At 63.3% G+C, this 21,402-nt stretch carries 31 protein-coding genes; 12 read left to right on the forward strand and 19 right to left on the reverse strand.

Annotated elements, in window-relative coordinates; genetic code table 11:
• Positions 1-172: 172 nt before the first annotated feature.
• The 9 genes from GRI68_RS01730 to GRI68_RS01770 form a co-directional block, all read right to left on the reverse strand.
• Entirely contained in the window at positions 173-1,660 is a 1,488-nt protein-coding gene (locus GRI68_RS01730; protein ID WP_160615412.1) for an ABC transporter permease, read from the reverse strand.
• Positions 1,657-2,574, reverse strand: a complete 918-nt coding sequence (locus GRI68_RS01735) for an ABC transporter ATP-binding protein (RefSeq protein ID WP_160615413.1) — start codon at positions 2,572-2,574, stop codon at positions 1,657-1,659. The genes GRI68_RS01730 and GRI68_RS01735 overlap by 4 nt, the downstream gene beginning before the upstream one ends.
• Before the next feature lie 104 nt (positions 2,575-2,678).
• Positions 2,679-3,458: an NUDIX domain-containing protein gene (locus GRI68_RS01740; protein ID WP_160615414.1), complete on the reverse strand. Its 780-nt coding sequence runs from the start codon at positions 3,456-3,458 to the stop codon at positions 2,679-2,681.
• A 271-nt stretch (positions 3,459-3,729) separates the two neighbouring features.
• The gene (grxD, locus tag GRI68_RS01745) at positions 3,730-4,059 is read right to left on the reverse strand and encodes a Grx4 family monothiol glutaredoxin (protein WP_160615415.1); all 330 of its coding nucleotides are present in this window, start codon (positions 4,057-4,059) and stop codon (positions 3,730-3,732) included.
• A gap of 33 nt (positions 4,060-4,092) precedes the next feature.
• On the reverse strand, positions 4,093-4,326 hold the full coding sequence (locus tag GRI68_RS01750; RefSeq protein WP_160615416.1) for a BolA/IbaG family iron-sulfur metabolism protein: 234 nt from the start codon (positions 4,324-4,326) through the stop codon (positions 4,093-4,095).
• Positions 4,327-4,330: 4 nt separating this feature from the next.
• Positions 4,331-4,657, reverse strand: a complete 327-nt coding sequence (locus tag GRI68_RS01755; RefSeq protein ID WP_160615417.1) for a DUF1476 domain-containing protein — start codon at positions 4,655-4,657, stop codon at positions 4,331-4,333.
• 70 nt (positions 4,658-4,727) lie between these two features.
• Positions 4,728-5,726: an NADPH:quinone oxidoreductase family protein gene (locus tag GRI68_RS01760; protein WP_160615418.1), complete on the reverse strand. Its 999-nt coding sequence runs from the start codon at positions 5,724-5,726 to the stop codon at positions 4,728-4,730.
• A complete protein-coding gene (locus GRI68_RS01765; RefSeq protein ID WP_160615419.1) occupies positions 5,726-5,887 on the reverse strand; it encodes an isopropylmalate isomerase in 162 nt (53 codons plus the stop codon). The genes GRI68_RS01760 and GRI68_RS01765 overlap by 1 nt, the downstream gene beginning before the upstream one ends.
• A 38-nt stretch (positions 5,888-5,925) precedes the next feature.
• Positions 5,926-6,417, reverse strand: coding sequence for a DNA-deoxyinosine glycosylase (locus GRI68_RS01770; protein ID WP_160615420.1), 492 nt, complete (start codon positions 6,415-6,417; stop codon positions 5,926-5,928).
• 91 nt (positions 6,418-6,508) lie between these two features.
• Between GRI68_RS01770 and GRI68_RS01775 the strand changes: the two genes are divergently transcribed.
• Both GRI68_RS01775 and GRI68_RS01780 read left to right on the forward strand, forming a co-directional pair.
• On the forward strand, positions 6,509-6,910 hold the full coding sequence (locus GRI68_RS01775) for an acyl-CoA thioesterase (RefSeq protein ID WP_160615421.1): 402 nt from the start codon (positions 6,509-6,511) through the stop codon (positions 6,908-6,910).
• A 21-nt stretch (positions 6,911-6,931) separates the two neighbouring features.
• On the forward strand, positions 6,932-7,450 hold the full coding sequence (locus tag GRI68_RS01780) for a sterol desaturase family protein (protein ID WP_160615422.1): 519 nt from the start codon (positions 6,932-6,934) through the stop codon (positions 7,448-7,450).
• A gap of 21 nt (positions 7,451-7,471) precedes the next feature.
• On the opposite strand, the gene GRI68_RS01785 is transcribed toward GRI68_RS01780, so the two are convergent.
• The 10 genes from GRI68_RS01785 to GRI68_RS01830 form a co-directional block, all read right to left on the reverse strand.
• The gene (locus GRI68_RS01785) at positions 7,472-7,822 is read right to left on the reverse strand and encodes a YbaN family protein (RefSeq protein WP_160615423.1); all 351 of its coding nucleotides are present in this window, start codon (positions 7,820-7,822) and stop codon (positions 7,472-7,474) included.
• A 10-nt stretch (positions 7,823-7,832) separates the two neighbouring features.
• Positions 7,833-8,240 carry a SufE family protein gene (locus tag GRI68_RS01790; protein ID WP_160615424.1) on the reverse strand — a complete coding sequence of 136 codons (408 nt, stop codon included), beginning with the start codon at positions 8,238-8,240 and terminating at the stop codon, positions 7,833-7,835.
• 77 nt (positions 8,241-8,317) lie between these two features.
• Complete coding sequence (locus tag GRI68_RS01795; RefSeq protein ID WP_407643314.1) at positions 8,318-8,572, reverse strand: hypothetical protein; 255 nt, start codon at positions 8,570-8,572, stop codon at positions 8,318-8,320.
• An 11-nt stretch (positions 8,573-8,583) separates the two neighbouring features.
• Complete coding sequence (locus GRI68_RS01800) at positions 8,584-8,850, reverse strand: hypothetical protein (protein WP_160615426.1); 267 nt, start codon at positions 8,848-8,850, stop codon at positions 8,584-8,586.
• On the reverse strand, positions 8,850-9,200 hold the full coding sequence (locus GRI68_RS01805) for a hypothetical protein (protein WP_160615427.1): 351 nt from the start codon (positions 9,198-9,200) through the stop codon (positions 8,850-8,852). The genes GRI68_RS01800 and GRI68_RS01805 overlap by 1 nt, the downstream gene beginning before the upstream one ends.
• Positions 9,201-9,221: 21 nt before the next feature.
• Positions 9,222-9,536 (reverse strand): hypothetical protein, encoded by a 315-nt coding sequence (locus tag GRI68_RS01810; protein WP_160615428.1) that lies wholly within the window; start codon positions 9,534-9,536, stop codon positions 9,222-9,224.
• A gap of 22 nt (positions 9,537-9,558) precedes the next feature.
• Positions 9,559-9,936, reverse strand: coding sequence for an envelope stress response membrane protein PspC (gene pspC, locus GRI68_RS01815; protein ID WP_160615429.1), 378 nt, complete (start codon positions 9,934-9,936; stop codon positions 9,559-9,561).
• Positions 9,933-10,238 carry an envelope stress response membrane protein PspB gene (gene pspB, locus GRI68_RS01820; RefSeq protein ID WP_160615430.1) on the reverse strand — a complete coding sequence of 102 codons (306 nt, stop codon included), beginning with the start codon at positions 10,236-10,238 and terminating at the stop codon, positions 9,933-9,935. Before pspB ends, pspC begins: the two co-directional genes overlap by 4 nt.
• Before the next feature lie 3 nt (positions 10,239-10,241).
• Positions 10,242-11,135, reverse strand: a complete 894-nt coding sequence (gene pspA, locus GRI68_RS01825) for a phage shock protein PspA (protein WP_199799692.1) — start codon at positions 11,133-11,135, stop codon at positions 10,242-10,244.
• Positions 11,132-11,290, reverse strand: a complete 159-nt coding sequence (locus GRI68_RS01830; protein WP_160615431.1) for a hypothetical protein — start codon at positions 11,288-11,290, stop codon at positions 11,132-11,134. Before GRI68_RS01830 ends, pspA begins: the two co-directional genes overlap by 4 nt.
• A 166-nt stretch (positions 11,291-11,456) precedes the next feature.
• Here GRI68_RS01830 and pspF point away from each other — a divergent pair, with 166 nt between their 5' ends.
• From pspF to rpsO, 10 genes are all read left to right on the forward strand, one after another.
• On the forward strand, positions 11,457-12,482 hold the full coding sequence (gene pspF, locus GRI68_RS01835; RefSeq protein ID WP_160615432.1) for a phage shock protein operon transcriptional activator: 1,026 nt from the start codon (positions 11,457-11,459) through the stop codon (positions 12,480-12,482).
• 136 nt (positions 12,483-12,618) lie between these two features.
• The gene (gene rimP, locus GRI68_RS01840) at positions 12,619-13,185 is read left to right on the forward strand and encodes a ribosome maturation protein RimP (RefSeq protein ID WP_160615433.1); all 567 of its coding nucleotides are present in this window, start codon (positions 12,619-12,621) and stop codon (positions 13,183-13,185) included.
• Between the two features lie 2 nt (positions 13,186-13,187).
• Positions 13,188-14,888 carry a transcription termination factor NusA gene (gene nusA, locus GRI68_RS01845; RefSeq protein WP_160615434.1) on the forward strand — a complete coding sequence of 567 codons (1,701 nt, stop codon included), beginning with the start codon at positions 13,188-13,190 and terminating at the stop codon, positions 14,886-14,888.
• Positions 14,869-15,585, forward strand: a complete 717-nt coding sequence (locus tag GRI68_RS01850) for a DUF448 domain-containing protein (RefSeq protein ID WP_160615435.1) — start codon at positions 14,869-14,871, stop codon at positions 15,583-15,585. Before nusA ends, GRI68_RS01850 begins: the two co-directional genes overlap by 20 nt.
• Before the next feature lie 4 nt (positions 15,586-15,589).
• A complete protein-coding gene (gene infB, locus GRI68_RS01855; RefSeq protein ID WP_160615436.1) occupies positions 15,590-18,172 on the forward strand; it encodes a translation initiation factor IF-2 in 2,583 nt (860 codons plus the stop codon).
• Positions 18,173-18,212: 40 nt separating this feature from the next.
• On the forward strand, positions 18,213-18,611 hold the full coding sequence (gene rbfA, locus GRI68_RS01860; RefSeq protein ID WP_160615437.1) for a 30S ribosome-binding factor RbfA: 399 nt from the start codon (positions 18,213-18,215) through the stop codon (positions 18,609-18,611).
• A 51-nt stretch (positions 18,612-18,662) separates the two neighbouring features.
• The gene (locus GRI68_RS01865; protein WP_160615438.1) at positions 18,663-19,238 is read left to right on the forward strand and encodes a thymidine kinase; all 576 of its coding nucleotides are present in this window, start codon (positions 18,663-18,665) and stop codon (positions 19,236-19,238) included.
• 57 nt (positions 19,239-19,295) lie between these two features.
• Positions 19,296-19,988, forward strand: a complete 693-nt coding sequence (locus GRI68_RS01870) for a site-2 protease family protein (protein WP_160615439.1) — start codon at positions 19,296-19,298, stop codon at positions 19,986-19,988.
• Positions 19,988-20,977: a tRNA pseudouridine(55) synthase TruB gene (truB, locus tag GRI68_RS01875; RefSeq protein WP_160617794.1), complete on the forward strand. Its 990-nt coding sequence runs from the start codon at positions 19,988-19,990 to the stop codon at positions 20,975-20,977. The genes GRI68_RS01870 and truB overlap by 1 nt, the downstream gene beginning before the upstream one ends.
• 6 nt (positions 20,978-20,983) lie before the next feature.
• Positions 20,984-21,253 carry a 30S ribosomal protein S15 gene (gene rpsO, locus GRI68_RS01880; protein WP_160615440.1) on the forward strand — a complete coding sequence of 90 codons (270 nt, stop codon included), beginning with the start codon at positions 20,984-20,986 and terminating at the stop codon, positions 21,251-21,253.
• The last annotated feature ends 149 nt before the right edge of the window (positions 21,254-21,402 follow it).

Below are 21,402 nucleotides of genomic sequence, written 5' to 3' on the forward strand. Positions count from 1 at the left end.
GGCAACGTCCATTTCTGACCCCATAATTGGACATTCGCGGGCCGATCAGAATTTGCTGAAAGCGGTCGCCGTCGAAGTCTGACTGCTATGACGCCTTTTCGGAATCGTAGCAGCGAAACTGCGTAGATGACTCAGCCGCTAAGCGGCGACGTACTCCTGCCGGGCGCGCCAATTACCCCGCTTGGCTCTTGAACCGTTCGATCAGTGTTTTCAGCCCCGGTTTCTGACCCGTCGCCAGCAAGCTCGCGCGGAACAGGCGGCCCAGGTAAACGAACTCCACCACGATGAACGCGGCCAGCAGCAGGCCGGTGCCGATCAGCACCCACAGCTCGATCCCCGTGCCGAGCTGGGCGAGGACCGCGAAGGGGGTGATGAAGGGTATCCAGGTCATCACCTGAACGATCGGGCCGTCATTACCGGCCAGCACCGCCTGGATCAGGAAGGTGACCGGCAGCAGGATCGCGAAGGTGAGGGGCATGAAATAGCCCTGCGCCTCGTTCATCGAATCGGTCATCGATCCGATCGCGAGGAAGATCACCGAAATCGAGATGTAGCCCGCGACGAAGAAGTAAATGATCGCGATCACGATCACCGGATCGGTCAGCGGAGCGAGCGCCGGGCGGAGGAAATCCGAGACCGCGCCGCTGAACCAGAAAGCGGCGATCGCGGCAAAGATCACCCAGCTCGCGACGAGCGCGAGGCCGACCGCGACGGTGCCGATCAGCTTGCCGTACATCAGGTCTTCGGCCTTGACGCAGGCCAGCACGCTTTCGAGCAGCTTGTTGGTCCGTTCCTCGACCGAGCTTTGCAGCATCCAGCCACCCGACAGCATCAGCGCCATCAGCAGGACATAGGCCAGCGCCAGCGGCAGGATCGAGCGCACCGCCATCGATTCGCGCGCACCGTCGCCGGGTTCGGGCGTGGTCACGGCGATTGCGGGCTGGGCGGTCTGCACCAGCGCGGCGCGCTCGGGCGACACCCCGTCCTCGGCCAGCAAGCGTCCGCGCAGATCGGTGGTCAGCGTGTCCTGCAAGGTGGTCACGAAACTGCTTCGCGGCGTGTCGTTGGACCACAGGCGAACGACCGGGCGTTCGGCGTAATCGCTGTCGATCAGGATGACATAGGAAGCCTCCTCGTCGCCGTCCTTGGGATCGATGATCTGTTCGACCGCCTCGTCGAGCGCTTCGCCGGTGGCCGTCGCGATAGACGGATCGGGTTCGACGAATTCATAGCTGGCTTCGCGCGGCTCGAATTCGGGTGTGTCCTTGTCGCGCACGGCGTCGATCTTCTCCAGCGCTCCTTCGAGCCCTCCCGACTGGCGAAAGGCTTCGATATCGGCGGGCGTGTACCAGCGATCGTATTGCGTCCACGGCGCATCGGGATCGGCGGCTTCGAGCCCGTGCCGACGGACATAGCGCGATAGGCGCGCGAGAGCGTCGCGATCGTCTTCGAGGGCGAAGCTGGTCTCGATCCGCTCGGCGACTTCGCCGCCGGCCCGGTCGACCAGCATGACCTTGGTCGCTTCGTCGTCATCGAACAGCTTGCCGACCACCGATCCGACGCCGAGCGCGACGGGGATCAGCAGCAGGGTGAGCCAGAAGCTCTTCATCTGGACGATCTGGCGGAATTCGCGCTGCGCGACGAGGAGGATATTGCTCATTTCTTCACTCCCTCGTCACCGACCAGTTCGACGAAAACTTCATGCAGGCTCGCGCGGTGTTCGGAGAACCGGCGCAGCGGAACTCCGGTGGCGGTGCAATGTTCGAGCACCGCGCCAGCATTTCCTTCGGGCGGTACGGTCAGGCTGTATTCGAACCATCCCTCGCCGACATCGCGGCCCCGCGTGGCCTGGGCGAGTCCGGGCACGGTCTCGATTCCCGGTTTTGCTACCGCTTCGATCTGCGAGGGCAGCATGTCGCGCGCCTGTTCGAGCGTGCCTTCGAAGCGTTTTTCGCCGCGCTTCAACAGCAGTAGCCGGTCGCACAGACGCTCGGCATGCTGCATGACATGGGTGGAAAACACGATCGCCGCGCCGCCTTCTGAGGCGCGGAGGATCTCGTCTTCGAGCAGTCCCTGATTGACCGGGTCGAGGCCGGAGAACGGCTCGTCGAGCAGCAGGAGCTCCGGATCGTTGACGATCGAGGCTGCGAGCTGGACCTTCTGCGCCATACCCTTCGACATATCTGCAATGTTCGATTTTGCCCGGTCGCCGAGGCCGAAGCGTTCGAGCAGGTCGAGCCCCGCCTTGCGCGCGGCACCCGCTTCCATGCCCTTGAGGCGGCCGAAATAAACGATCGTGTCGATCGCGGTCATGTTCTTGTAGAGACCGCGCTCCTCCGGGAGGAAGCCGATCCCCGCAGCATTGTCGCGATCGGGCGAACCGCCAAGCACGCTGATCGAACCGCTCGTCGGCCGAATGATATCGAGCACCATCCGAAGCGTCGTCGTCTTGCCCGCGCCGTTGCCGCCGAGAAACCCGTAGATTTCGCCTGGCTCGACCGCGAAGCTCAGATCGTTCACCGCCTTGACGTCGGCAAAGCTTTTGGTGACGTTTTCAACCGTCAGAATACTCATGGATTTGTCCCGCTGACCCCGTTCACTATGCCTTCTAGCGGAGCGTGCGGGGCGGACAAGGTGTCGTGGACGAACGACACACAAGGCCAGACGATGGACGAGGGCTAGCCTTTCGCCTTGGCGCGAACGACGGTGTCGAACCGTTGCTCGGTAACCGGATAGCCCTGGTCGGCCGGGATGGTGAGGTATCGACCGTCTGTACGGGTTTCGCTGACCGGGCAGATCTCGCGGATCGCAATGCTCTCTGCCTGACGTCGGGCGTCGGCATAGGTCTCGAACAGCGCGAGCCGCTCCAGATTGCGCAGCGTGGGGAAGATCACGCCGATTTCGCCGCTTTCGACCATGGCGAGTGCATCCTTCGCGCTGGCCCAGAACAGGCGCGACGTCTCGCCGCCATCGGGTGCGATATCGACCGCTCCGGTGCCGAGATCGGCGAGGTAGAAGCGCGTGTCGTAGACCTTGAACGCGGCATGGCGCGGGTGCCAGCGAGCGAACGGGGTGAGGGCTTCGAGATCGAGCATCCACCCGAAATGCGCCAGCACCGGCTCGAGCGCGCCAATCTCGTCGAGCATCGCGCGTGCCGCGCGCGCCTGGTCGGCGTCGATAGGGTCGGCCAGCCCGATGGCGAGCCCCGCTTCTTCGAGCGTTTCGCGGATTGCGGCGATGCGCGCGGCCGCGTCGGATTTGTCGAGCGAGGGAAAGCGTTCGGCGAGGGCGAAGTCGGCTTCGTCGACCCGGCCACCGGGAAAGACAACCATGCCGCCCGCAAATTCGAGTTTTTCCGAGCGCCGTTGCATGAGAATTTCGTCCGGGCCGGAGGCCGCACGTCGAAAGATCACGCAGGTTGCGGCAGGGCGCGAGGGCTGAGGAGGGGGAGGGCTCATATTGTCTCTGGTGGACGATGGGCGGGCGGCTGCCAAGCCTGTCGGAGATTTTAACACACGGGTGCCGCTTTAACCTTTCGTGGAGGCATGATTCCTTGAAAAACAGACATTTTCAAGACTTGGCACGGGTCTTGTATATTCACCAATACCCAAGCAGTCTATCGAGAGGCAGGACTGCACCCCAAGTCTCCGCGGTCCTGCCTCCCCGGACACCCAAACGAAAAAGCCCGCCGAAATGGCGGGCTTTTTTGTGTCTATGGGGGCCGAACCTCTATTCGGCCTTGGCGACCTGCTTGTCGTCCATCAGCTGCTTGAGCTCGCCTGCTTCGAACATCTCCATCATGATGTCGCTGCCGCCGACGAACTCGCCTTTGACGTAAAGCTGCGGGATCGTGGGCCAGTCCGAATAGGCCTTGATGCCTTGGCGGATTTCCATGTCCTGCAACACGTCGACGCTTTCATAGCCGACGCCGCAATGATCGAGGATGGCGACGGCACGGCTGGAAAACCCGCATTGCGGGAACAGCGGCGTGCCTTTCATGAACAGGACCACGTCGTTGCTTTCGACGGTGTCCTTGATGCGCTGGTTGGTGTCCGACATTTCGCGGCCCTTATCTGTAACTGAGTGTAGGCTTCAGGTGGGAAGGCCGGTGGTCAGTTGCAAGGCGTGGAGCTCGCCGCCCATCCGTCCGCCGAGCGCTTCGTAGACGAGCTTGTGCTGCGCCACGCGCGACTTGCCGGCGAACGATGCCGAGCGGATCTCGGCGGCGTAGTGATCGCCGTCGCCCGCCAGGTCACGGATCGTGACATCGGCATCGGGAATGGCTGCCTTGATCAGCCGTTCGATCTCGTCCGCCTGCATTGCCATCGGTTCAGTCCTCGGACTTCATGAACTGGCGACGCGCTTCGATTTCGCATTCCTCGAGCTTGGCACGGACATCGGCTTCGTCGACATCGCAATCGGCGGTGGTGAGGTCGCCGTAGACCTTGCGGATCACGTCCTCGTCGCCGACCTCTTCGAAGTCCGCCTGCACCACGGCCTTCTCATAAGCGTCGGTTTCCTCATCGGTCAGGCCCATCTTGCCCGCTGCCCAATTGCCGAGCAGGCGATTGCGCCGCGCGGTGATCTTGAACCGGGTTTCCTGATCGAAAGCGTATTTGGTTTCTTCGCCGCGCTCGCGGTCCTTGAAATCGGTCATTGCAATATCCTCTCGAATGGGTCGCGCGCCGCATAGCAGCGCCCGAACGGGCTGCAAGTCAATCCCGCACTCAATCCATCGTCACGACGAGCTTGCCGATCGCCTCGCGGTTTTCCAGCTTGGCGATCGCTTCGCCGCCGCGTTCGAGCGGGAAGGTTTCCGAGACCAGCGGGTTGATCTTGCCCGCCGCCAGCAGGTCGAACAGCTCGGCGATGTTCTGGCGGTTCTTCTCGGGCGAGCGTGCCGTGAACGCTCCCCAGAACACGCCGCGAATGTCGCAGCTCTTGAGCAGGGTGAGGTTGAGCGGAATCTTGGGGATGCCCGCCGGGAAGCCGATAACGAGGTGGCGACCTTCCCAACCGAGCGAGCGCAGCGCCGGCTCGGAATAGGCCCCGCCGACGATGTCGTAGACGATGTCCGCGCCGTCTTTGCCGACCGCAGCCTTGAACTTGCCTGCCAGGTCCTTCGACGCGTCCTTGTCGATCTCGCCCTTGGGATAGATCACGATTTCGTCGGCCCCGGCCTTGCGCGCGACTTCGCCCTTTTCTTCGGTCGACACGGCGCCGACGACGCGTGCGCCGTAAGCCTTGGCGAGTTCGACTGCCGATAGTCCGACCCCACCGGCAGCGCCGAGCACCAGCACGGTCTGTCCTTCGGCGATGTCGCCACGGTCCTTGAGGCCGTGGATCGTGGTGCCGTAGGTCATCAGGATCGAGGCGGCGGTGGGGAAATCGACCCCGTCGGGAATTGCGAACAAACGCGCGGCCTCGACCGCGACCTTTTCCGCCAGACCGCCATTGCCGAGCATTGCGATCACTCGGTCGCCGACCTTCCAGTCGGTCACGTCGTCGGCAACGGCTTCGATCACGCCTGAAATCTCGCCACCCGGAGCGAACGGACGCTCGGGCTTGAACTGGTAGAGATCGCGGATGATCAGCGTGTCGGGATAATTGATCGCGCAGGCCTTGACCGCGACGACGACCTGTCCCTTGCCGGGCGCGGGGGCGTCGACCTCGTCGAGCGTGAGCGTTTCGGGTCCACCGGTTTCGTGGCTACGTAGGGCTTTCATCAATCGGTCTCCGGTTTCGGCCCGGTCGGGCGTTTTACTTCAGGCGTTTCGGGCGTGTTGCCTTTGGCCTTGCGCTTGTTGGCATAGAGCATCGCCGCGGCAATCGCGGCGGATCCGATGGCGGCACCGATGGCAGCCTTCCCAGTGAGTTTTTTTGTCATGCAAGCGCATATGCAAGCGTGCGCTGCCCCTCGCAAGGCTAGAGATAATCGCCGATCACGGCCCAGCGTGCTTCTTTCTCGGCTAGCGGCATCGCGGCATAGGCGGGACTGGAGGAGGGCAAGTCGACCAGCGCCAGCGAGCTGTCGCCGAGTGCCGCGCGCCCGTGCCTGGCCGAAGTCTTGCCGTTGAAGCCCACTGCCTGGAGATCGGGCAGGGTAGCAACCAGATCCGCCAGCGCGGTCGGCTCGGCATCGCGGATCGAGGCGTCGAGGCTCCCGTCTCGCCGCGCGCTTGCCACGGTGTCCCATAGTCCGATCCCGTGATCGAGAAGGGTGGCAAGGCGGGCCTCATAATCCAGCGCAGTCAGATCGACTTCGATCACTTTGCCGACCAGATGCCAGAACCGATTCGCAGGATGGGCATAGTATCGCTGCGCCTCGAGCGAGCTTTCACCCGGCAGGCTCCCCAGCAACAGGACGCGGGTGCGGCGGTCGACGATCGGCGCGAAGCCAGCTTTCCGTACAGTCATGGGGCCATCCTGAAATTCGCTGCGTATTTTTCCATGAAAAATCTAGAGTTTGTCATGGAATGGTAAGGCGTACCTGCTTACATTGGTGTCAATGAGCAGGCGCGACCATACCCATCAGATCCAGATCCAGCCCGATGATATCGATTTCATGGGGCATGTGAACAATGCGCGCTACCTTTCATGGGTGCAGGATGCGGTGCTTTCGCACTGGAAGAAGCTCGCCCCGGCCGAAGCGCTGGCGAGCCGCGCCTGGGTCGCGATCAAGCACGAGATTACCTATCGCCAGCCGGCCTTCCTCGACGACGAGGTCTTCGCCAACACCGTACTCGAAAGCGTTAAAGGCGCGCGGGCATTCTACTCCACCGTGATCAAGCGCGGGGAAGAGGTACTGGCAGAAGTCCAGTCGAGCTGGTGCTGCATCGATGCCGAAACCCTGCGCCCGGCGCGTATCGGCGAAGAAGTGAAGGGCTTCTTCTTCCCGAACAAGGGCTGAGCGCCTATAGTCGCGCCTGTCATGCAGGTTCTCGTTCCCGCCCTGATCGTTCTCGCCACCGTCATCGCGATGGAGTGGGTCGCGTGGGCGAGCCACAAATACATCATGCACGGCTTCGGCTGGGGCTGGCATCGCGATCACCACGAACCGCACGACAATCTGCTCGAAAAGAACGATCTCTACGCGATTGTCGGCGCGGCGATGAGCATTTCGATGTTCGCGCTAGGCAGTCCATTGGTGATGGGCGCCTCGGCCTGGTGGCCGGGAACATGGATCGGGCTCGGCATACTGTTTTACGGGATCATCTACACGCTGGTGCATGATGGCTTGGTCCACCAGCGTTATTTCCGCTGGGTGCCCAAGCGCGGCTATGCCAAGCGGCTGGTCCAGGCGCACAAGCTGCACCACGCCACGATCGGCAAGGAGGGCGGCGTGAGCTTCGGCTTCGTCTTCGCGCGCGATCCGGCCAGGCTCAAAGCAGACCTCAAGCGTCAGCGCGAAGCGGGCATAGCCGTCGTCAGGGACAGCGCGGGGGCTTGATCCCAAGCATTTGCGGCAGCGTTATTCGTTGCGCGTGGCAATCCAGCCGCCGCAGATCACCAGGATCGCGACCGAAATCCAGTACCAGGGATGGCCGAGCGTGAAGTACGTGACGACCGCGCCGGTCGCCATCGCGCCGATCGCCATGGTCTTTGCCCGGCGGCTGATCGCGCGCCGCTCGCGCCAGTCGCGAACCTGCGGACCCCATTGGGGGTGATCGAGGATTTTCTGCTCCAGCTCGGGGCTCGAGCGGGCGAAGAAATACACCGCCAGCAGCAGGAACGGCACGGTCGGCATGATCGGCAATACCGCCCCGATCGCGCCGAGGCCGACGGCGGCGAACCCGAGCACGCGATAAAGATGCCGTTTCATCGGCGCACGGTCATCCGCCCGCGATCCGCGCGGCATGTTCGCGCACCAGGGCGATCATGTTGGGCACGCCCTGGGTGCGATTGGAGCTCAGCTGGTTCTTGAGATCGAAGGGTTCGAGCGCGTCGGTCACATCCATCGCGGCGACCTTGGCTGCGGGCTTGTCCTGCACCGCGGAGAGCACCAGCGCAACGATCCCCTTGGTGATCGCGGCATTGCTGTCGGCAAGGAAATGAAGCCGCTCGCCCTCCTGCGTGGGATAGACCCAGACTTGCGCCGAACAACCGCGCACCAGCGTCGCATCGGTCTTGAGGGCGTCGGGCATGGGCTCCAGATCGCGGCCCAGTTCGATCAGCAGGCGATACCGTTCGTCGCCTTCGAGGAATTCGTATTCTTCCTGGATATCGTCGAGTGTGCGCATGGGCGGCGGATAGGCATTCGGCCTTGGGATTGAAAGGGTTTCGTCACGGCGTGGCGACCGATCGGAAACCGTTCAACTCACAAATCGACCCCGCTGGCGATCGCTTCGAGGCGGCGGATGCGCTCCTTGAGGTCCGCAATCTCGATCCGCGCGGCGCCTTCAGGCGCGCCGCCTTCGATCTCTGGCGCTTGGTTTCGGCTACCGCCGCTGCGCTCGATTTCCTGGCGACGCAGGGCGATCCAGCTTTCCCAGGCGCGAAGCGTCGCGCTGGAGAGGATCACGAGCCCGATCAGAGCGGCGCTGGCGATCAACAAAGTTTCGGTCATCACCATGGCAATTTCCCTCAATCCTTGCGCAGATCTTCGATCTGGCTGGCGAGACGTTCGGCCTCGCTGTTCTTGTCCGTTGCGATCCGCTCGAGCACCTTGATCCGCTCGCGCAGGTCTTCGATTTCGCGCTGGGCTTCGGGATCGCGGCTGGCTTGCCCGACATAGGTCTGGTTGCCGCGCTCGTCTTCGATGATCCCTGCCTGGGCGCGATAGCGCGAGCTCATCAACTTGCCGATCACGATGATCGAGACGATGACGACGATCGCGGCGGGCCAACCCATCAGCCGCGCTCCTTGCGCCGCATGTCGAGCGGAACGCCGGCCCCTTCGGCGGTGTTGGCGTCGATCTTGCGCTGGTCGCGCAGCCGCTCGATTTCCTCGGCGACGCCATAGCCGCGATCGGTCACGATCTTCTCTAGCACGATCATGCGATCCTGCATCCCGTCGAGCTTTTCATGGAGCGCGCGGTTTTCCTCGCGCAGCGCCTTGGTCTCACCGGTGGCCGCAGGTTCGGTCTTGCCGCCCCATTCGTCTTCCAGCGGATAGCCGTGCTTGGCGCGGATCCAGTTGTTGATCAGCCATCCCAGCGTCATGACGCCGACGATGACGATGATCATAGTTTCCTTGTCCATATTCCCCTCTTCTCGTTTGGCTTAGCGGGCCGGCTGCTTGTCGATATCCAGCGCCATGCCGCTGTCTGTGTCTTCTACCTGGCGCTGGTCGCGCAGGGCTTCGATCTGGGTCGCTACATTGTAGCCGCTGTCGGTGACGATGCGTTCGAGCACCTGCACCCGGTCTTCGAGCTGCTGGACGCGGCTGGCATATTGCGCCGCTTTTTCCGCAGTGTTGCTCGAGGTCGCTTCGATCTGCATTTTCATCATCTTCTGGCGATGAGCTGACCAGATCGCGACGATCGGGATCGAAACCCCGATGATCGGGATCAATACGCCCAGTGTTCCAGCGTCCATTGTTCGGTCCTTTCCTGCGGGCTCAGCGCAGCTGTTCGATTTCGGCGCTCAGCGCCTTGTTGCCATCGACATAGAAATGCTCGACCTTGGCCAGGCGGCGATCGACGTCGCGCATCTGGGCGCGGATCTCGCGCGCGGTGCGCTTCGGGCTCTGCCGGACACGCTGCCAGTAGCGGCTCTCGTCCTGATCGACATAGAGGTGCGGCGGCTTCTTGTTCAGCAGGAACCCGGCGACGAAATAGGCCGGAAGTACGATGCCGGAACTGGCGAAGAAGCTGATGACGACGGCCATGCGGACCCAGAAGGCATTGATCCCGGTGTAATCCGCGATGCCCGCGCAGACGCCCATCAGTTTGCCATTGTGCTTGTCGCGGTAAAGCGTGGTGCGGGGGCTGTTCATCGGGCGGTCCTTTCTTTGTCGGCCAGCAGGCGATCGAGTTCGCGCAGCTGCTGGTTGTCGGTCTCGCGGTCGGCGAGCAGTTTCGGTCGTTCGAAGTCGGGATTGTCGCTTGCGACCAGTCGTTCGACCGTGTCCATGCGCTCATCAAGGCGCTTGGCGAGGTTGTAGAGCTCTTCGAGCAGCACCTCGTCATCGGTGGTGATGGTGGCAGCGGTCTTCCACTTCGTGATGTAGTGGAGGATGATCCAAGGCAACCCGATGAAGAGCGTGGCTACGATCATGATTCCGGCGATCTCGTCCATGGGTCAGTCCTTCTTGTTCTCTTCCTCGCCCGCGGCGCTGTCGCCGCGACCGAGCAGTTTCTTCATTTCGGCGAGCTCGTCGTCGATCGCGTCGGCGCCTTCGAGCGCGGCGATTTCGTCGGCGAGACTCGGCTTGTCCGATCCGTCGGAGATTTTCAGCGCATCGGCGCGGCCTTCTGCGTAATCGACCCGGCGTTCGAGCTGGTCGAAGCGATTGAGCGCATCGTCGACGCGTTCATTGGTCATCAGGCTGCGCAGCTTGACGCGGTTCTCCGCGCTTTCGAGCCGGGCGGCGATGCTAGACTGGCGGCTGCGGGCTTCGCGCAGGCGACCCTGGAGCTTCTGGATGTCCTGCTCGTAGGCGCGCAGCGCGTCGTCGAGCACCGCGATCTCTTCCTTGAGCTGGGCGGACATATCGACCGCCTTCTTCTTTTCGACCAGCGCCGCACGGGCGAGGTCTTCGCGATCCTTGCTCAGCGCGAGCTGCGCTTTCTCGCCCCAATCGGCCTGCAGCTTGTCCAGCTTGACCGTGTGGCGGTGCATTTCCTTCTGGTCGGCGATCGTGCGGGCGGCCGAGGCGCGGACTTCGACCAGCGTCTCTTCCATCTCCATGATGATCATGCGGATCATCTTCGACGGATCGTCCGCCTTGTCGAGCATGTCATTGAAATTGGCGGCGAAGATATCTCGCGCGCGGTTGAAAATTCCCATTAGCGGGGCTCCTGAGGATTGAAACTGACTGAACTTGCTGCGCACCTTGTCGCCATCCATCCAGTCTGTCGCGGACATTTTCTCGCGGGTCGGCTCTGGCGAGCGACGGATGCGATCGATCTCCTGATCGATGCGGCTCCGGCGCGTGCCATCGCCGACCGGGCCGAGGGGGCTTTCATCGCTCATGCGAGGCCTCCTGCGGTGGGGATCACCGCAAGGGCGGGAGCCGCCTGCAGCTGGGTGGCGAGATAAAGCAGGTTCACGCCCAGTGTCGCCAGGATGCTGGCAATGATGGCCCGATCGAGCTTGCTGCGCGATTGGAGAAGCTTGCGGGTGTTCATGGCGTTTTCCTTCGTCCAAGGTTCGTAAGTTGGTGTTGTTCACATAATAGCAAGCAGCGTGCCAAACCCGATTTATGGCAGAAATCCGCCGTTTCCATGTCATTCATCGAAAATGCCATTGGGGGATATTGCCAAGTGTTGGGAATTTTCACTATGAAGCGAAGCCATGCAACGCGAAGCTCAGTTTATCGGCCAGTCCGGCGCCTTTCTCGACGCGGTCGAGCGCGCCAGCCGCGCAGCCCCGATGCGCCGTCCCGTGCTGGTGGTGGGGGAGCGGGGAACCGGCAAGGAGCTGATCGCCGAGCGTCTTCACCGCCTGTCGAACCGATGGGAAGAGCCGCTCGTCATCATGAACTGCGCGGCGTTGCCCGAGACACTGATCGAGGCAGAACTGTTCGGGCACGAGGCTGGCGCCTTCACCGGCGCGACGCGGGCGCGGGAAGGGCGGTTCGAGGAAGCCGACAAGGGCACGCTGTTCCTCGACGAACTCGGTACGCTGTCGATGGGTGCGCAGGAACGGCTGCTGCGTGCGGTCGAATATGGCGAGGTGACGCGGATCGGTTCGTCGCGCCCGACGCGCGTCGATGTGCGGATCGTCGCCGCGACCAATGAAAACCTCCCCAAACTGGCCGCCGAGCACAAGTTTCGCGCCGACCTTCTCGACCGCCTGAGCTTCGAGGTCATCACGCTTCCCCCGCTGCGCGCGCGTGAAGGAGACATCCCGGTGCTGGCCGAATTTTTCGGGCGGCGCATGGCGGCGGAGCTGCACTGGGACAATTGGCCCGGCTTTGCCGACCATGTCGTTGCCGAGCTCGAGCAGTATGGCTGGCCCGGCAACGTTCGCGAATTGCGCAACGCCGTCGAACGCGCGGTCTATCGCTGGGACGATTGGGACGAACCGATCGGCCACGTCCAGTTCGATCCGTTCGACAGTCCGTGGATGCCCACTGGCGAGCGCGAGCAGGATCCGAAGGTCGAGACCGCCAAGCCAGCGCGTCCGGCGACCTCGAAGCCGCGCTATGACAATATCGACGATCTGCGCGCTGCGGTCGACACGCATGAACGTGCGATCGTCGAGCACGCCTTGGGCAAACATCGCTGGAACCAGCGCAAGACCGCCGAGGCGCTGGGCCTCAGCTATGACCAGCTGCGCCATTGCATCAAGAAGCACGGGCTGGCGGAGAACGCCTGATTCAGCGCTTGCCTTTGCGCCCGGTGCTGCCTATCTAGCTGGCATCCCGACATTGTCGCGACACTGTAGGGCTGGCGCCGCAAGGGGCCGGCACCAAACCGGTTTGTCGCGACAAGGTCCACCCGATGGAGAACGAATGGCCGATCTTGAACGACTGCACGATCTGATCGAACCCGAAGCGAAAGCGCTGGGTTTCGAACTCGTGCGCGTGAAGATGATGCCGTCCGAAGCCGGCGACGGCGGCCATGCGCTGCAGGTGATGGCGGAAGATCCCGCCACCGGCCAGCTCGTGATCGAGCAATGCGCCGCGCTCTCGCGCCGGATTTCGACCAAGCTCGACGAGCTCGAGGCCGATGGCGACGTCCTGATCGAGGGGCACTACCACCTCGAAGTCAGCTCGCCGGGAATCGACCGCCCGCTGACGCGGTCCAAGGATTACGCCGACTGGGCCGGTCACGAAGCGAAGGTCAGCCTGTCCGAGAAAGTCCACGGCCACCGCAATCTGCGCGGCAAGCTGGTGGGGATCGAGGGCAGCACCGTCACCATCGCGGATAACAAGCACGGCGAGATTGCCGTGCCGCTGCAAAACATTCACGCGGCCAAGCTCGTCCTTACCGACGAGCTGATCGCCGCCACCCAGCCGCTCGATACGAGTGGCGCTGACGAAATCGTCGAAGATACGTCCAACGAGGAACAGGACTGACAATGGCAAGCCCGATTTCCGCCAACCGCGCCGAACTGCTCGCGATCGCCAATTCGGTCGCGACCGAGAAGATGATCGACAAGTCGATCGTGATCGAGGCGATGGAAGAGGCGATCCAGAAGAGCGCGCGCAACCGCTACGGCGCCGAAAACGACATCCGCGCCAAGCTCGATCCGCAGACCGGCGATCTGCGCCTGTGGCGCGTCGTCGAAGTTGTCGAGGAAGTCGAAGACTACTTCAAGCAGGTCGATTTGAAGGCCGCGCAGAAGCTCGAGAAGGACGCGCAGCTCGGCGATTACATCGTCGACCCGTTGCCGCCGGTCGATCTCGGCCGCATCGATGCGCAGGCCGCCAAGCAGGTGATCTTCCAGAAGGTCCGCGATGCCGAGCGCGAGCGTCAGTTCGAAGAATTCAAGGACCGCGCGGGTGAAGTCATCACCGGCGTGATCAAGTCGGTCGAATTCGGCCATGTGATCGTCAATCTCGGGCGTGCCGAAGGCGTCATCCGCCGCGACCAGCAGATCCCGCGCGAAGCGGCACGTGTCGGTGAGCGTATCCGTGCGCTGATCACCAAGGTGGAGCGCAACAATCGCGGCCCGCAGATTTTCCTCAGCCGCGCGCACCCCGATTTCATGCGCAAGCTGTTCGCGCAGGAAGTGCCCGAAATCTACGACGGCATCATCGAGATCAAGGCCGCAGCCCGCGATCCGGGAAGCCGTGCCAAGATCGGCGTCATTTCGTATGACAGTTCGATCGATCCGGTCGGCGCCTGCGTCGGCATGAAGGGCAGCCGCGTCCAGGCCGTCGTGCAGGAATTGCAGGGCGAAAAGATCGACATCATTCCCTGGAGCGAGGAAACCGCGACTTTCGTGGTCAACGCGCTGCAGCCGGCCACCGTCAGCCGCGTCGTGCTCGATGAGGAAGAGAATCGCATCGAAGTCGTCGTGCCCGACGATCAGCTCAGCCTCGCGATCGGCCGTCGCGGCCAGAACGTGCGCCTGGCCAGCCAGCTGACCGGTCACCAGATCGACATCATGACCGACGAGGAAGCGAGCGAGAAGCGGCAGAAGGAATTCGCCGAACGCTCCAAGATGTTCGAAAACGAACTCGACGTCGACGAAACGCTGTCGCAGTTGCTCGTCGCCGAAGGCTTCGTCGAACTCGAGGAAGTCGCCTATGTCGAGCTGGAAGAAATCGCCGCGATCGAAGGTTTCGACGAGGACCTTGCCGAGGAACTCCAGAACCGTGCCAAGGAAGCGATCGAGCGCCAGGAAGAAGCCTATCGCGCCGAACGCCGCGAACTCGGTGTGGCGGACGATCTGGCCGATATCCCGCACCTGACCGAAGGCATGCTGGTCGTGCTCGGCAAGGCGGGCATCAAGACGCTCGACGATCTGGCCGATCTCGCCACCGACGAGCTGATCGCGAAGAAGCGCGAAGCGCCGCGTCGCCGCCAGAACCCCGCCAATGCCGATGGTCCGCCGCTGCGTCGCGACCGCATGCAGCGCGATCAGGACAAGGGCGGCGTGCTTGGCGAATATGGTCTGACCGAAGAGCAGGGCAACGAGATCATCATGGCTGCCCGCGCCCACTGGTTCGACGACGAAGAAGAGACCCAGGAAGAGCAGACCCCGGCCGCCGAAGAAGCGACCGAGGAAGCTCCCGCCGCACAGGAGGCCGCCGATGCGGACTCCACCCAATGAGCGCCTGACGTCCGACATCGCTGAAGACCGCAAGGCCCGGAGCGCTTCCGGGCCCGAAAGAAAGTGCGTGCTGTCCGGAAACCATGGCGGGCGCGACGATCTGTTGCGCCTCGCCATTTCTCCCGATGGTGACGTGCTGTTCGATCCGCGCGCCAAGGCCCCGGGCCGCGGAGCGTGGCTCGGCGTTTCGCGCGGCGAGCTCGAACAGGCGATTGCCAAGAAGAAATTGCGCGGCGCGCTGGCTCGCGCGTTCAAGGGCGCGGCACTGAGTGTGCCTGACGATCTGCCCGAACGGATCGATAACGGGCTTTTCCGCAACCTAACCGAGCGGTTGGGGTTGGAAATGCGCGCCGGACACCTCATCTTGGGGACAGAGAAGATCGCCACTGCCGCGCGCAAAGGCGAAGTTCACTGGCTCGGCCACGCCGCCGATGCCTCCGCGGACGGGACATCCAAACTCGATCAGGCCTGGCGCGTCGGCAGCGATGCGGAAGGCTCCGATCTCAAAGGTGTGCGCTTGCTGCTGGACCGCGAGGCGCTGTCTGTGGCATTGGGCCGCGCGAACGTCGTCCATTTGGCACTGGTCGATCGGGGCGCAGCCGAACGTGTGGAATTGGCGCTGGCGCGCCTGACCCGATTTCGCGGCGAGGCAGAAGCCTCGCTCGGCGACGATGAAGATATGACGAAGGAAGTTTGACCGAATGAGCGATGAGAAGAAACCAGCCCGCAAGCCGCTGACCCTCAAAGGGAGTCAGCCGGGCGAGGTCAAGCAGACCTTCAGCCACGGTCGGACCAACAAGGTCGCGGTCGAGGTCAAGCGTCGGCGCAAGCTGGTGAAGCCGGGCGAGGAGCCCGCAGCGGCACCTGCCCCTACGCCTGCACCTGCCCCGACGCCCGAACCGGCGCCTGCACCCGCTCCGGCTCCGGCGGCCAAGAAGCCCGCGCCCAAGCGGCCCGCGCCCGATGCCGAAACGCCGCAGGAACGCGTCGCGCGTCTCCAGCGCGAGGCCGAAGAAGATCGCCTGCGCATGGCCGAGGAAGCCCGCAAGCGCGATGAGCGCAAGGCCAAGGAACGCGAGCAGGAAGAAAAGCAGCGCGCCGAGGACAAGCAGAAGGCCAAGGAAGAGGCCGAAAAGCAGGCTTCCGAGGACGCCAAGCAGGCGGTGAAGGACGAAGCCAAGGCCGCCAAGGACGAAGCCAAGGCTGCCGATGCCGAAGCGGAAGCCGCTGCCGATGCGTCGGCCGCCGCAGCCGCTGCGGACAGCGATTCCAAGACGCCTGCCCCGCGCAAGTTCACGCCGGTCGCCCGGCCCGAGCCCAAGCGTCCGGCGAAAAAGGAAGAGAAGAAGCCCGCGCGCGGCGCCGCAGCCGGTGGCGGCGGTGGCAACGACAAGCGCCGCTCGGGCAAGCTCACCGTCAACAAGGCGCTCAACGAGGACGAGGGCCGTCGCGCCCGTTCGCTCGCCGCGCTCAAGCGTGCGCGCGAAAAGGAACGCCGCGCCCAGGGCGGCCCCTCAAAGCCGCGTGAGAAGCAGGTTCGCGACGTCGTCGTGCCCGAAGCGATCACGGTGCAGGAACTTGCCAACCGCATGGCCGAGAAGGGCGCCGACCTGGTCAAGGAACTGTTCAATCTCGGCATGATGGTCACCGTCAACCAGACGATCGACCAGGATACCGCGGAATTGCTGGTCGATCAGTTCGGCCACAATGTCGAGCGTGTCTCCGAAGCCGATGTCGATATCAACACGACCGAGGATCAGGACCCCGAAGAGACGCTGAAGCCGCGTGCGCCGGTCGTCGCAGTGATGGGCCATGTCGATCACGGCAAGACCTCGCTGCTCGATGCCTTGCGCAAGACCAATGTGACCAAGGGCGAGGCCGGCGGCATCACCCAGCATATCGGCGCCTACCAGATCACGGCCAAGGACAAGTCGAAGATCACCGTGCTCGATACGCCGGGCCACGCTGCGTTCACCGAAATGCGCCAGCGCGGCGCCAACGTGACCGACATCGTGATCCTGGTGGTCGCGGCGGATGACGGCATCATGCCGCAGACGATCGAGGCCATCAATCACGCCAAGGCGGCCAACACGCCGATCATCGTGGCGATCAACAAGATCGACAAGCCAGAGGCCAATGCCCAGAAGATCCGCGAGCGCCTGCTCGAGCATGAAGTCATCGTCGAGGCGATGTCGGGCGACGTGCAGGACGTGGAAGTCTCCGCAACCAAGGGCACCGGGCTCGATAAGCTGGTCGATGCGATCAACCTCCAGGCCGAACTGCTCGAACTGAAGGCACGCCCCGATCGCGCAGCCGAGGCGACCGTCATCGAAGCGCAGCTCGACAAGGGCCGTGGACCGGTGGCCACGGTGCTCGTCACCCGCGGTACGCTCAAGCGTGGCGACACCTTCGTGGTCGGCACCGAAAGCGGCCGTGTGCGCGCGCTGATCGACGACAATGGCAAGCAGGTGAAGGAAGCTGGCCCCTCGACCCCGGTCGAAGTGCTGGGCCTGGGCGGCGTTCCCGATGCCGGCGATCAGATGACCGTGGTCGAGAACGAACAGCGTGCCCGCGAGGTTGCCGAGTTCCGCCAGGCCAAGGCCACCGAAAGCCGCACCGCACTCGCGCCGACCAATTTCGACACGATGTTCAACAACATGCAGTCGAACGTCATCGAATTCCCGGTGCTGGTGAAGGCCGACGTCAAGGGTTCGGTTGAAGCGATCACCACCGCGCTGCACAATCTTTCGAACGACGACATTAAGGTCCGCGTGCTGCATGCAGGCGTGGGTGCGATCACCGAAAGCGACGTGCAGCTGGCCGGCGCCTCCAAGGCCCCGATCATCGGCTTCAACGTGCGTCCCAATCCGAAGGCACGCGAGCTGGTGAAGCGTGATGGCGTGCGGATGATGTATCACGACGTGATCTATCACCTGACCGACGAGATCACCAAGGAGATGCTTGGCGAACTCGGCCCGCTCAAGGTCGAAAATGTCATGGGCCGTGCCGAGATCAAGGAAGTCTTCAAGTCCGGCAAGAAGGACAAGGCAGCCGGTCTGCTGGTGGTCGAAGGCGTTATCCGCAAAGGTCTCCATGCGCGTCTCACCCGCGACGACGTCATCGTCTCGGCGACGACCATCGCCTCGCTGCGGCGCTTCAAGGACGATGTGGACGAAGTCCGCTCGGGCCTCGAATGCGGCGTGGTCCTCGAAGACACCAACGACATCAAGCCGGGTGACCAGCTCGAAGTGTTCGAGGTGAACGAGGAAGAACGGACGCTTTAATCCGAACAGCCCCTCCCGATGTCGGGAGGGGAGGATATCTATGGCCAAGAACCCATCCACACCCGAACAGCAATCGGTCCGCGTCCTCAAGGTGGGCGAGCGGGTTCGGCATATCCTGTCGGAACTGCTCGCACGCGGCGAGGCGCATGACGATACGCTGCGCGCGACGAATATCTCGGTCACCGAGGTGCGGATGTCGCCCGATCTGCGGCAGGCCAAGGTCTATGCCAAGCCGCTGCTAGGCGAGGACGAGGCAGCAGTGCTCAAGGCGCTGCGCACAAACACGGCGTTCTTCCAGAAGGAGGTCGCCCAGCGCCTCGGGCTCAAATTCGCGCCCAAGCTGCAATTCCGCGCCGACGAGAGTTTCGACGAGGCCGATCGCATAGAAAGCCTGCTCGACGATCCGCGCGTGAAGCGCGATCTGGACGAGGATGACTAGCTCGGCATTGCGTCGCTTCTCGCAATGACGGTGATCGGATAGGCTACGCGCATGGCCAAGCTCTATTTCTACTACGCCTCGATGAACGCGGGGAAGAGTTCGAACCTCCTCCAGGCCGCGTTCAACTATGGCGAACGCGAGATGAAGGTGTCGCTGTGGACCGCCGCGATCGACGACCGACCGGGCTTCGGGGCGATCAGCTCGCGGATCGGGCTGGCGAGCGATGCCCATCGGTTCGAGCCCGATACCGATATCGAATCCCACGTGCTGCGACAGCATGCGGAAGAGCCGCTCGCCTGTGTGATGGTGGACGAGGCGCAGTTCCTGACCGAAGCCCAGGTCTGGCAACTCGCGCGGCTAGCGGACACGCACGATATCCCGGTGCTGTGCTACGGTTTGCGCACCGATTTCCAGGGCGCGCTGTTTCCGGGATCGGCGGTGCTGCTGGGCATCGCGGATTCGCTGGTGGAGCTGAAATCGGTCTGCAAATGCGGGCGCAAGGCGACCATGAATCTGCGCGTCGACGATACTGGCCGGCCGGTGAAGGCGGGCGCGCAGACCGAGATCGGCGGCAACGACCGCTATGTCGCCATGTGCCGCAGGCATTTCGTCGAGGCGCTGTCCTGATCCTCCGTTCGATGAACTGGCTTTGGTAATCGTGCGGCACTCCCTATCTAGCCTGGCATGACAGACACCCTTCTCCTCATTGCGATCCTGGTCCCGTGCCTGATCGTCGCGATCGTGTTTCACGAAGTCGCGCATGGCTGGACCGCGCTGGCGCTCGGCGATCCGACGGCGAAGGAGCAGCGGCGGCTGTCGCTCAATCCGATCCGCCATGTCGATCCGGTCGGCACGCTGATCGTACCGGGCGCGCTCGCCTTGTTCGGCGGGCCGATCTTCGGTTGGGCCAAGCCGGTGCCGGTGCAATTCCGGCGATTGAGAAATCCGCGCTGGGGTATGGTGGCGGTGGCTGCCGCAGGGCCGATGACCAATATCGTTCTGGCCTGGATCGCGGCGGTCCTGCTCGGCGCGATCGCTGCGTTCTCTCCCGGCATGCAGGGCCCGGGAATGGAATTCACGGCTCAGTTCTTCAGCACGTTCATCCTGATCAACAGCTTCCTCGCGCTGTTCAACCTGCTGCCGATACCGCCCTTTGACGGCGGGCATATTGCGCAAGGCCTGCTGCCGCGCTCGCTCGCCCATCACTACGCGAAGCTGCAGCAATACGGCATTCTTGTGCTGGTGGTCTTGATCGCGGCGACCTGGGCCTTTCCCAATGCCGGTATCATCGAGACGATCTTCTATCCGCCGCTCAACTGGATGCTGGGCCAATATCAGGACGTCGCGACCTTCGTCGCGCAGGTCCTGGGCTCGTGATGCCGCTCAACGGCTGGCTCATTCTCGACAAGCCGCGCGGGCTGGGCTCGACCCAGGCGGTCGGCCGGGTCAAGCGCGCGATCCGCGAGGCCGGCCTGCCCAAGACCAAGGTCGGCCATGGCGGCACGCTCGACCCGCTGGCCGAAGGCGTGCTGCCGATCGCGCTGGGCGAGGCGACCAAGCTCGCCGGCCGTATGCTCGACAGCGACAAGATCTACGAGTTCACGGTCCAGTTCGGCGAACAGACCGACACGCTCGACACCGAGGGCGAGGTGGTTCGCACCTCCGACCGGCGCCCGCCCATGGCGGCGGTGGCCGCGGTGCTCGAGCATTTCACGGGTCCGATCGAGCAGGTGCCGCCGAAATATTCGGCGCTCAAGGTCGACGGCCAGCGCGCCTACGACCTTGCCCGCAAAGGCGAGGAGGTCGAACTCGCGACGCGTAGTGTGACGGTGCATTCGCTCGTTTTCGCCGGGGGTGCGCGCGACGATAACGAGCTCGCGATCTCGGCGTTCGCGCTCGGTACCGGGCGACACGACGCGCTCGATCCTAGCGCGCCGATCGAATTTGCCGAGGCGGTGACGCTCGTCGCGCATGTCTCCAAGGGCACGTATATCCGGTCTCTTGCACGGGATATCGCGCATGCGCTTGGAACGGTCGGGCACGTTACCTATCTCCGTCGCATCAAGGCCGGTCCCTTCACCGAGACGCAGGCGATTTCGCTGGACAAACTGGACGAAATCTCTAAGGGCGCGAGCCTTGAAGACCTGATCCTGCCGCTGGAGGCGGGGCTGGACGGTATCCCGGCCCTATCCCTCGACCCGGACGATGCGCAGGCGGCCCGCCAGGGCCGGGTCGTTTCCGGACTGCCCCATGCCGACGGGCTCTACTGTGCGACCCACCGCAATGTGCCGGTGGCGCTGGTCGAACTCGCAGGCGGGACCATGAAAGTGGTTCGGGGTTTCAACCTACCGGATACCGCGGAGTAAGAAGAAATGTCGGTCACTGCCGAGAAGAAAAACGAAATCATCAAGGATAACGCCACCACCAAGGGCGATACCGGTTCGCCGGAAGTCCAGGTCGCGATCCTGACCGAACGTATCCGCAACCTGACGGATCACTTCAAGGACCACCACAAGGACAATCACTCGCGTCGCGGGCTCCTCATGATGGTCAACAAGCGCCGCAACCTCCTTGCCTATCTCAAGCGCAAGGATCTGGGACGCTACAACGATCTGATCCAGAAGCTGGGTCTGCGTAAATAAGAGTTTCGCGAGAGGCGGCTCCCACAAAGGGCCGCCTCTTTCGCATCCGGCTTCCTTTGCAATCCGGCAAGGGTGGCTTTCTGGGGCGACAAGACAAGCCCCGCACCGGACCGGGACGGTATCCCCGGCAGTAGGCCCCGCCGATGCAA

The organism is Alteriqipengyuania halimionae, from assembly GCF_009827575.1.
In the GTDB taxonomy this organism is placed as follows: Bacteria; Pseudomonadota; Alphaproteobacteria; order Sphingomonadales; family Sphingomonadaceae; genus Alteriqipengyuania_A; species Alteriqipengyuania_A halimionae.

Bases quoted from the DNA above. Each gene is read 5' to 3' on its own strand.
- GRI68_RS01760 (WP_160615418.1), bottom strand. From the start codon at position 5,726: ATGAAAGCCCTACGTAGCCACGAAACCGGTGGACCCGAAACGCTCACG.
- GRI68_RS01780 (WP_160615422.1), top strand. From the start codon at position 6,932: ATGCAGGTTCTCGTTCCCGCCCTGATCGTTCTCGCCACCGTCATCGCG.
- nusA (WP_160615434.1), top strand. From the start codon at position 13,188: ATGGCAAGCCCGATTTCCGCCAACCGCGCCGAACTGCTCGCGATCGCC.
- GRI68_RS01775 (WP_160615421.1), top strand. From the start codon at position 6,509: ATGAGCAGGCGCGACCATACCCATCAGATCCAGATCCAGCCCGATGAT.
- pspF (WP_160615432.1), top strand. From the start codon at position 11,457: ATGCAACGCGAAGCTCAGTTTATCGGCCAGTCCGGCGCCTTTCTCGAC.
- GRI68_RS01730 (WP_160615412.1), bottom strand. From the start codon at position 1,660: ATGAGCAATATCCTCCTCGTCGCGCAGCGCGAATTCCGCCAGATCGTC.
- GRI68_RS01770 (WP_160615420.1), bottom strand. From the start codon at position 6,417: ATGACTGTACGGAAAGCTGGCTTCGCGCCGATCGTCGACCGCCGCACC.
- GRI68_RS01790 (WP_160615424.1), bottom strand. From the start codon at position 8,240: ATGCGCACACTCGACGATATCCAGGAAGAATACGAATTCCTCGAAGGC.
- GRI68_RS01785 (WP_160615423.1), bottom strand. From the start codon at position 7,822: ATGAAACGGCATCTTTATCGCGTGCTCGGGTTCGCCGCCGTCGGCCTC.
- pspB (WP_160615430.1), bottom strand. From the start codon at position 10,238: ATGGACGAGATCGCCGGAATCATGATCGTAGCCACGCTCTTCATCGGG.
- GRI68_RS01800 (WP_160615426.1), bottom strand. From the start codon at position 8,850: ATGGGTTGGCCCGCCGCGATCGTCGTCATCGTCTCGATCATCGTGATC.
- truB (WP_160617794.1), top strand. From the start codon at position 19,988: ATGCCGCTCAACGGCTGGCTCATTCTCGACAAGCCGCGCGGGCTGGGC.
- pspC (WP_160615429.1), bottom strand. From the start codon at position 9,936: ATGAACAGCCCCCGCACCACGCTTTACCGCGACAAGCACAATGGCAAA.
- GRI68_RS01870 (WP_160615439.1), top strand. From the start codon at position 19,296: ATGACAGACACCCTTCTCCTCATTGCGATCCTGGTCCCGTGCCTGATC.
- infB (WP_160615436.1), top strand. From the start codon at position 15,590: ATGAGCGATGAGAAGAAACCAGCCCGCAAGCCGCTGACCCTCAAAGGG.
- GRI68_RS01750 (WP_160615416.1), bottom strand. From the start codon at position 4,326: ATGGCAATGCAGGCGGACGAGATCGAACGGCTGATCAAGGCAGCCATT.
- GRI68_RS01805 (WP_160615427.1), bottom strand. From the start codon at position 9,200: ATGGACAAGGAAACTATGATCATCGTCATCGTCGGCGTCATGACGCTG.
- GRI68_RS01740 (WP_160615414.1), bottom strand. From the start codon at position 3,458: ATGAGCCCTCCCCCTCCTCAGCCCTCGCGCCCTGCCGCAACCTGCGTG.
- rpsO (WP_160615440.1), top strand. From the start codon at position 20,984: ATGTCGGTCACTGCCGAGAAGAAAAACGAAATCATCAAGGATAACGCC.
- rimP (WP_160615433.1), top strand. From the start codon at position 12,619: ATGGCCGATCTTGAACGACTGCACGATCTGATCGAACCCGAAGCGAAA.
- GRI68_RS01850 (WP_160615435.1), top strand. From the start codon at position 14,869: ATGCGGACTCCACCCAATGAGCGCCTGACGTCCGACATCGCTGAAGAC.
- GRI68_RS01795 (WP_407643314.1), bottom strand. From the start codon at position 8,572: ATGGTGATGACCGAAACTTTGTTGATCGCCAGCGCCGCTCTGATCGGG.
- GRI68_RS01810 (WP_160615428.1), bottom strand. From the start codon at position 9,536: ATGGACGCTGGAACACTGGGCGTATTGATCCCGATCATCGGGGTTTCG.
- GRI68_RS01755 (WP_160615417.1), bottom strand. From the start codon at position 4,657: ATGACCGATTTCAAGGACCGCGAGCGCGGCGAAGAAACCAAATACGCT.
- GRI68_RS01865 (WP_160615438.1), top strand. From the start codon at position 18,663: ATGGCCAAGCTCTATTTCTACTACGCCTCGATGAACGCGGGGAAGAGT.
- rbfA (WP_160615437.1), top strand. From the start codon at position 18,213: ATGGCCAAGAACCCATCCACACCCGAACAGCAATCGGTCCGCGTCCTC.
- grxD (WP_160615415.1), bottom strand. From the start codon at position 4,059: ATGTCGGACACCAACCAGCGCATCAAGGACACCGTCGAAAGCAACGAC.
- pspA (WP_199799692.1), bottom strand. From the start codon at position 11,135: ATGAGCGATGAAAGCCCCCTCGGCCCGGTCGGCGATGGCACGCGCCGG.
- GRI68_RS01735 (WP_160615413.1), bottom strand. From the start codon at position 2,574: ATGAGTATTCTGACGGTTGAAAACGTCACCAAAAGCTTTGCCGACGTC.
- GRI68_RS01830 (WP_160615431.1), bottom strand. From the start codon at position 11,290: ATGAACACCCGCAAGCTTCTCCAATCGCGCAGCAAGCTCGATCGGGCC.
- GRI68_RS01765 (WP_160615419.1), bottom strand. From the start codon at position 5,887: ATGACAAAAAAACTCACTGGGAAGGCTGCCATCGGTGCCGCCATCGGA.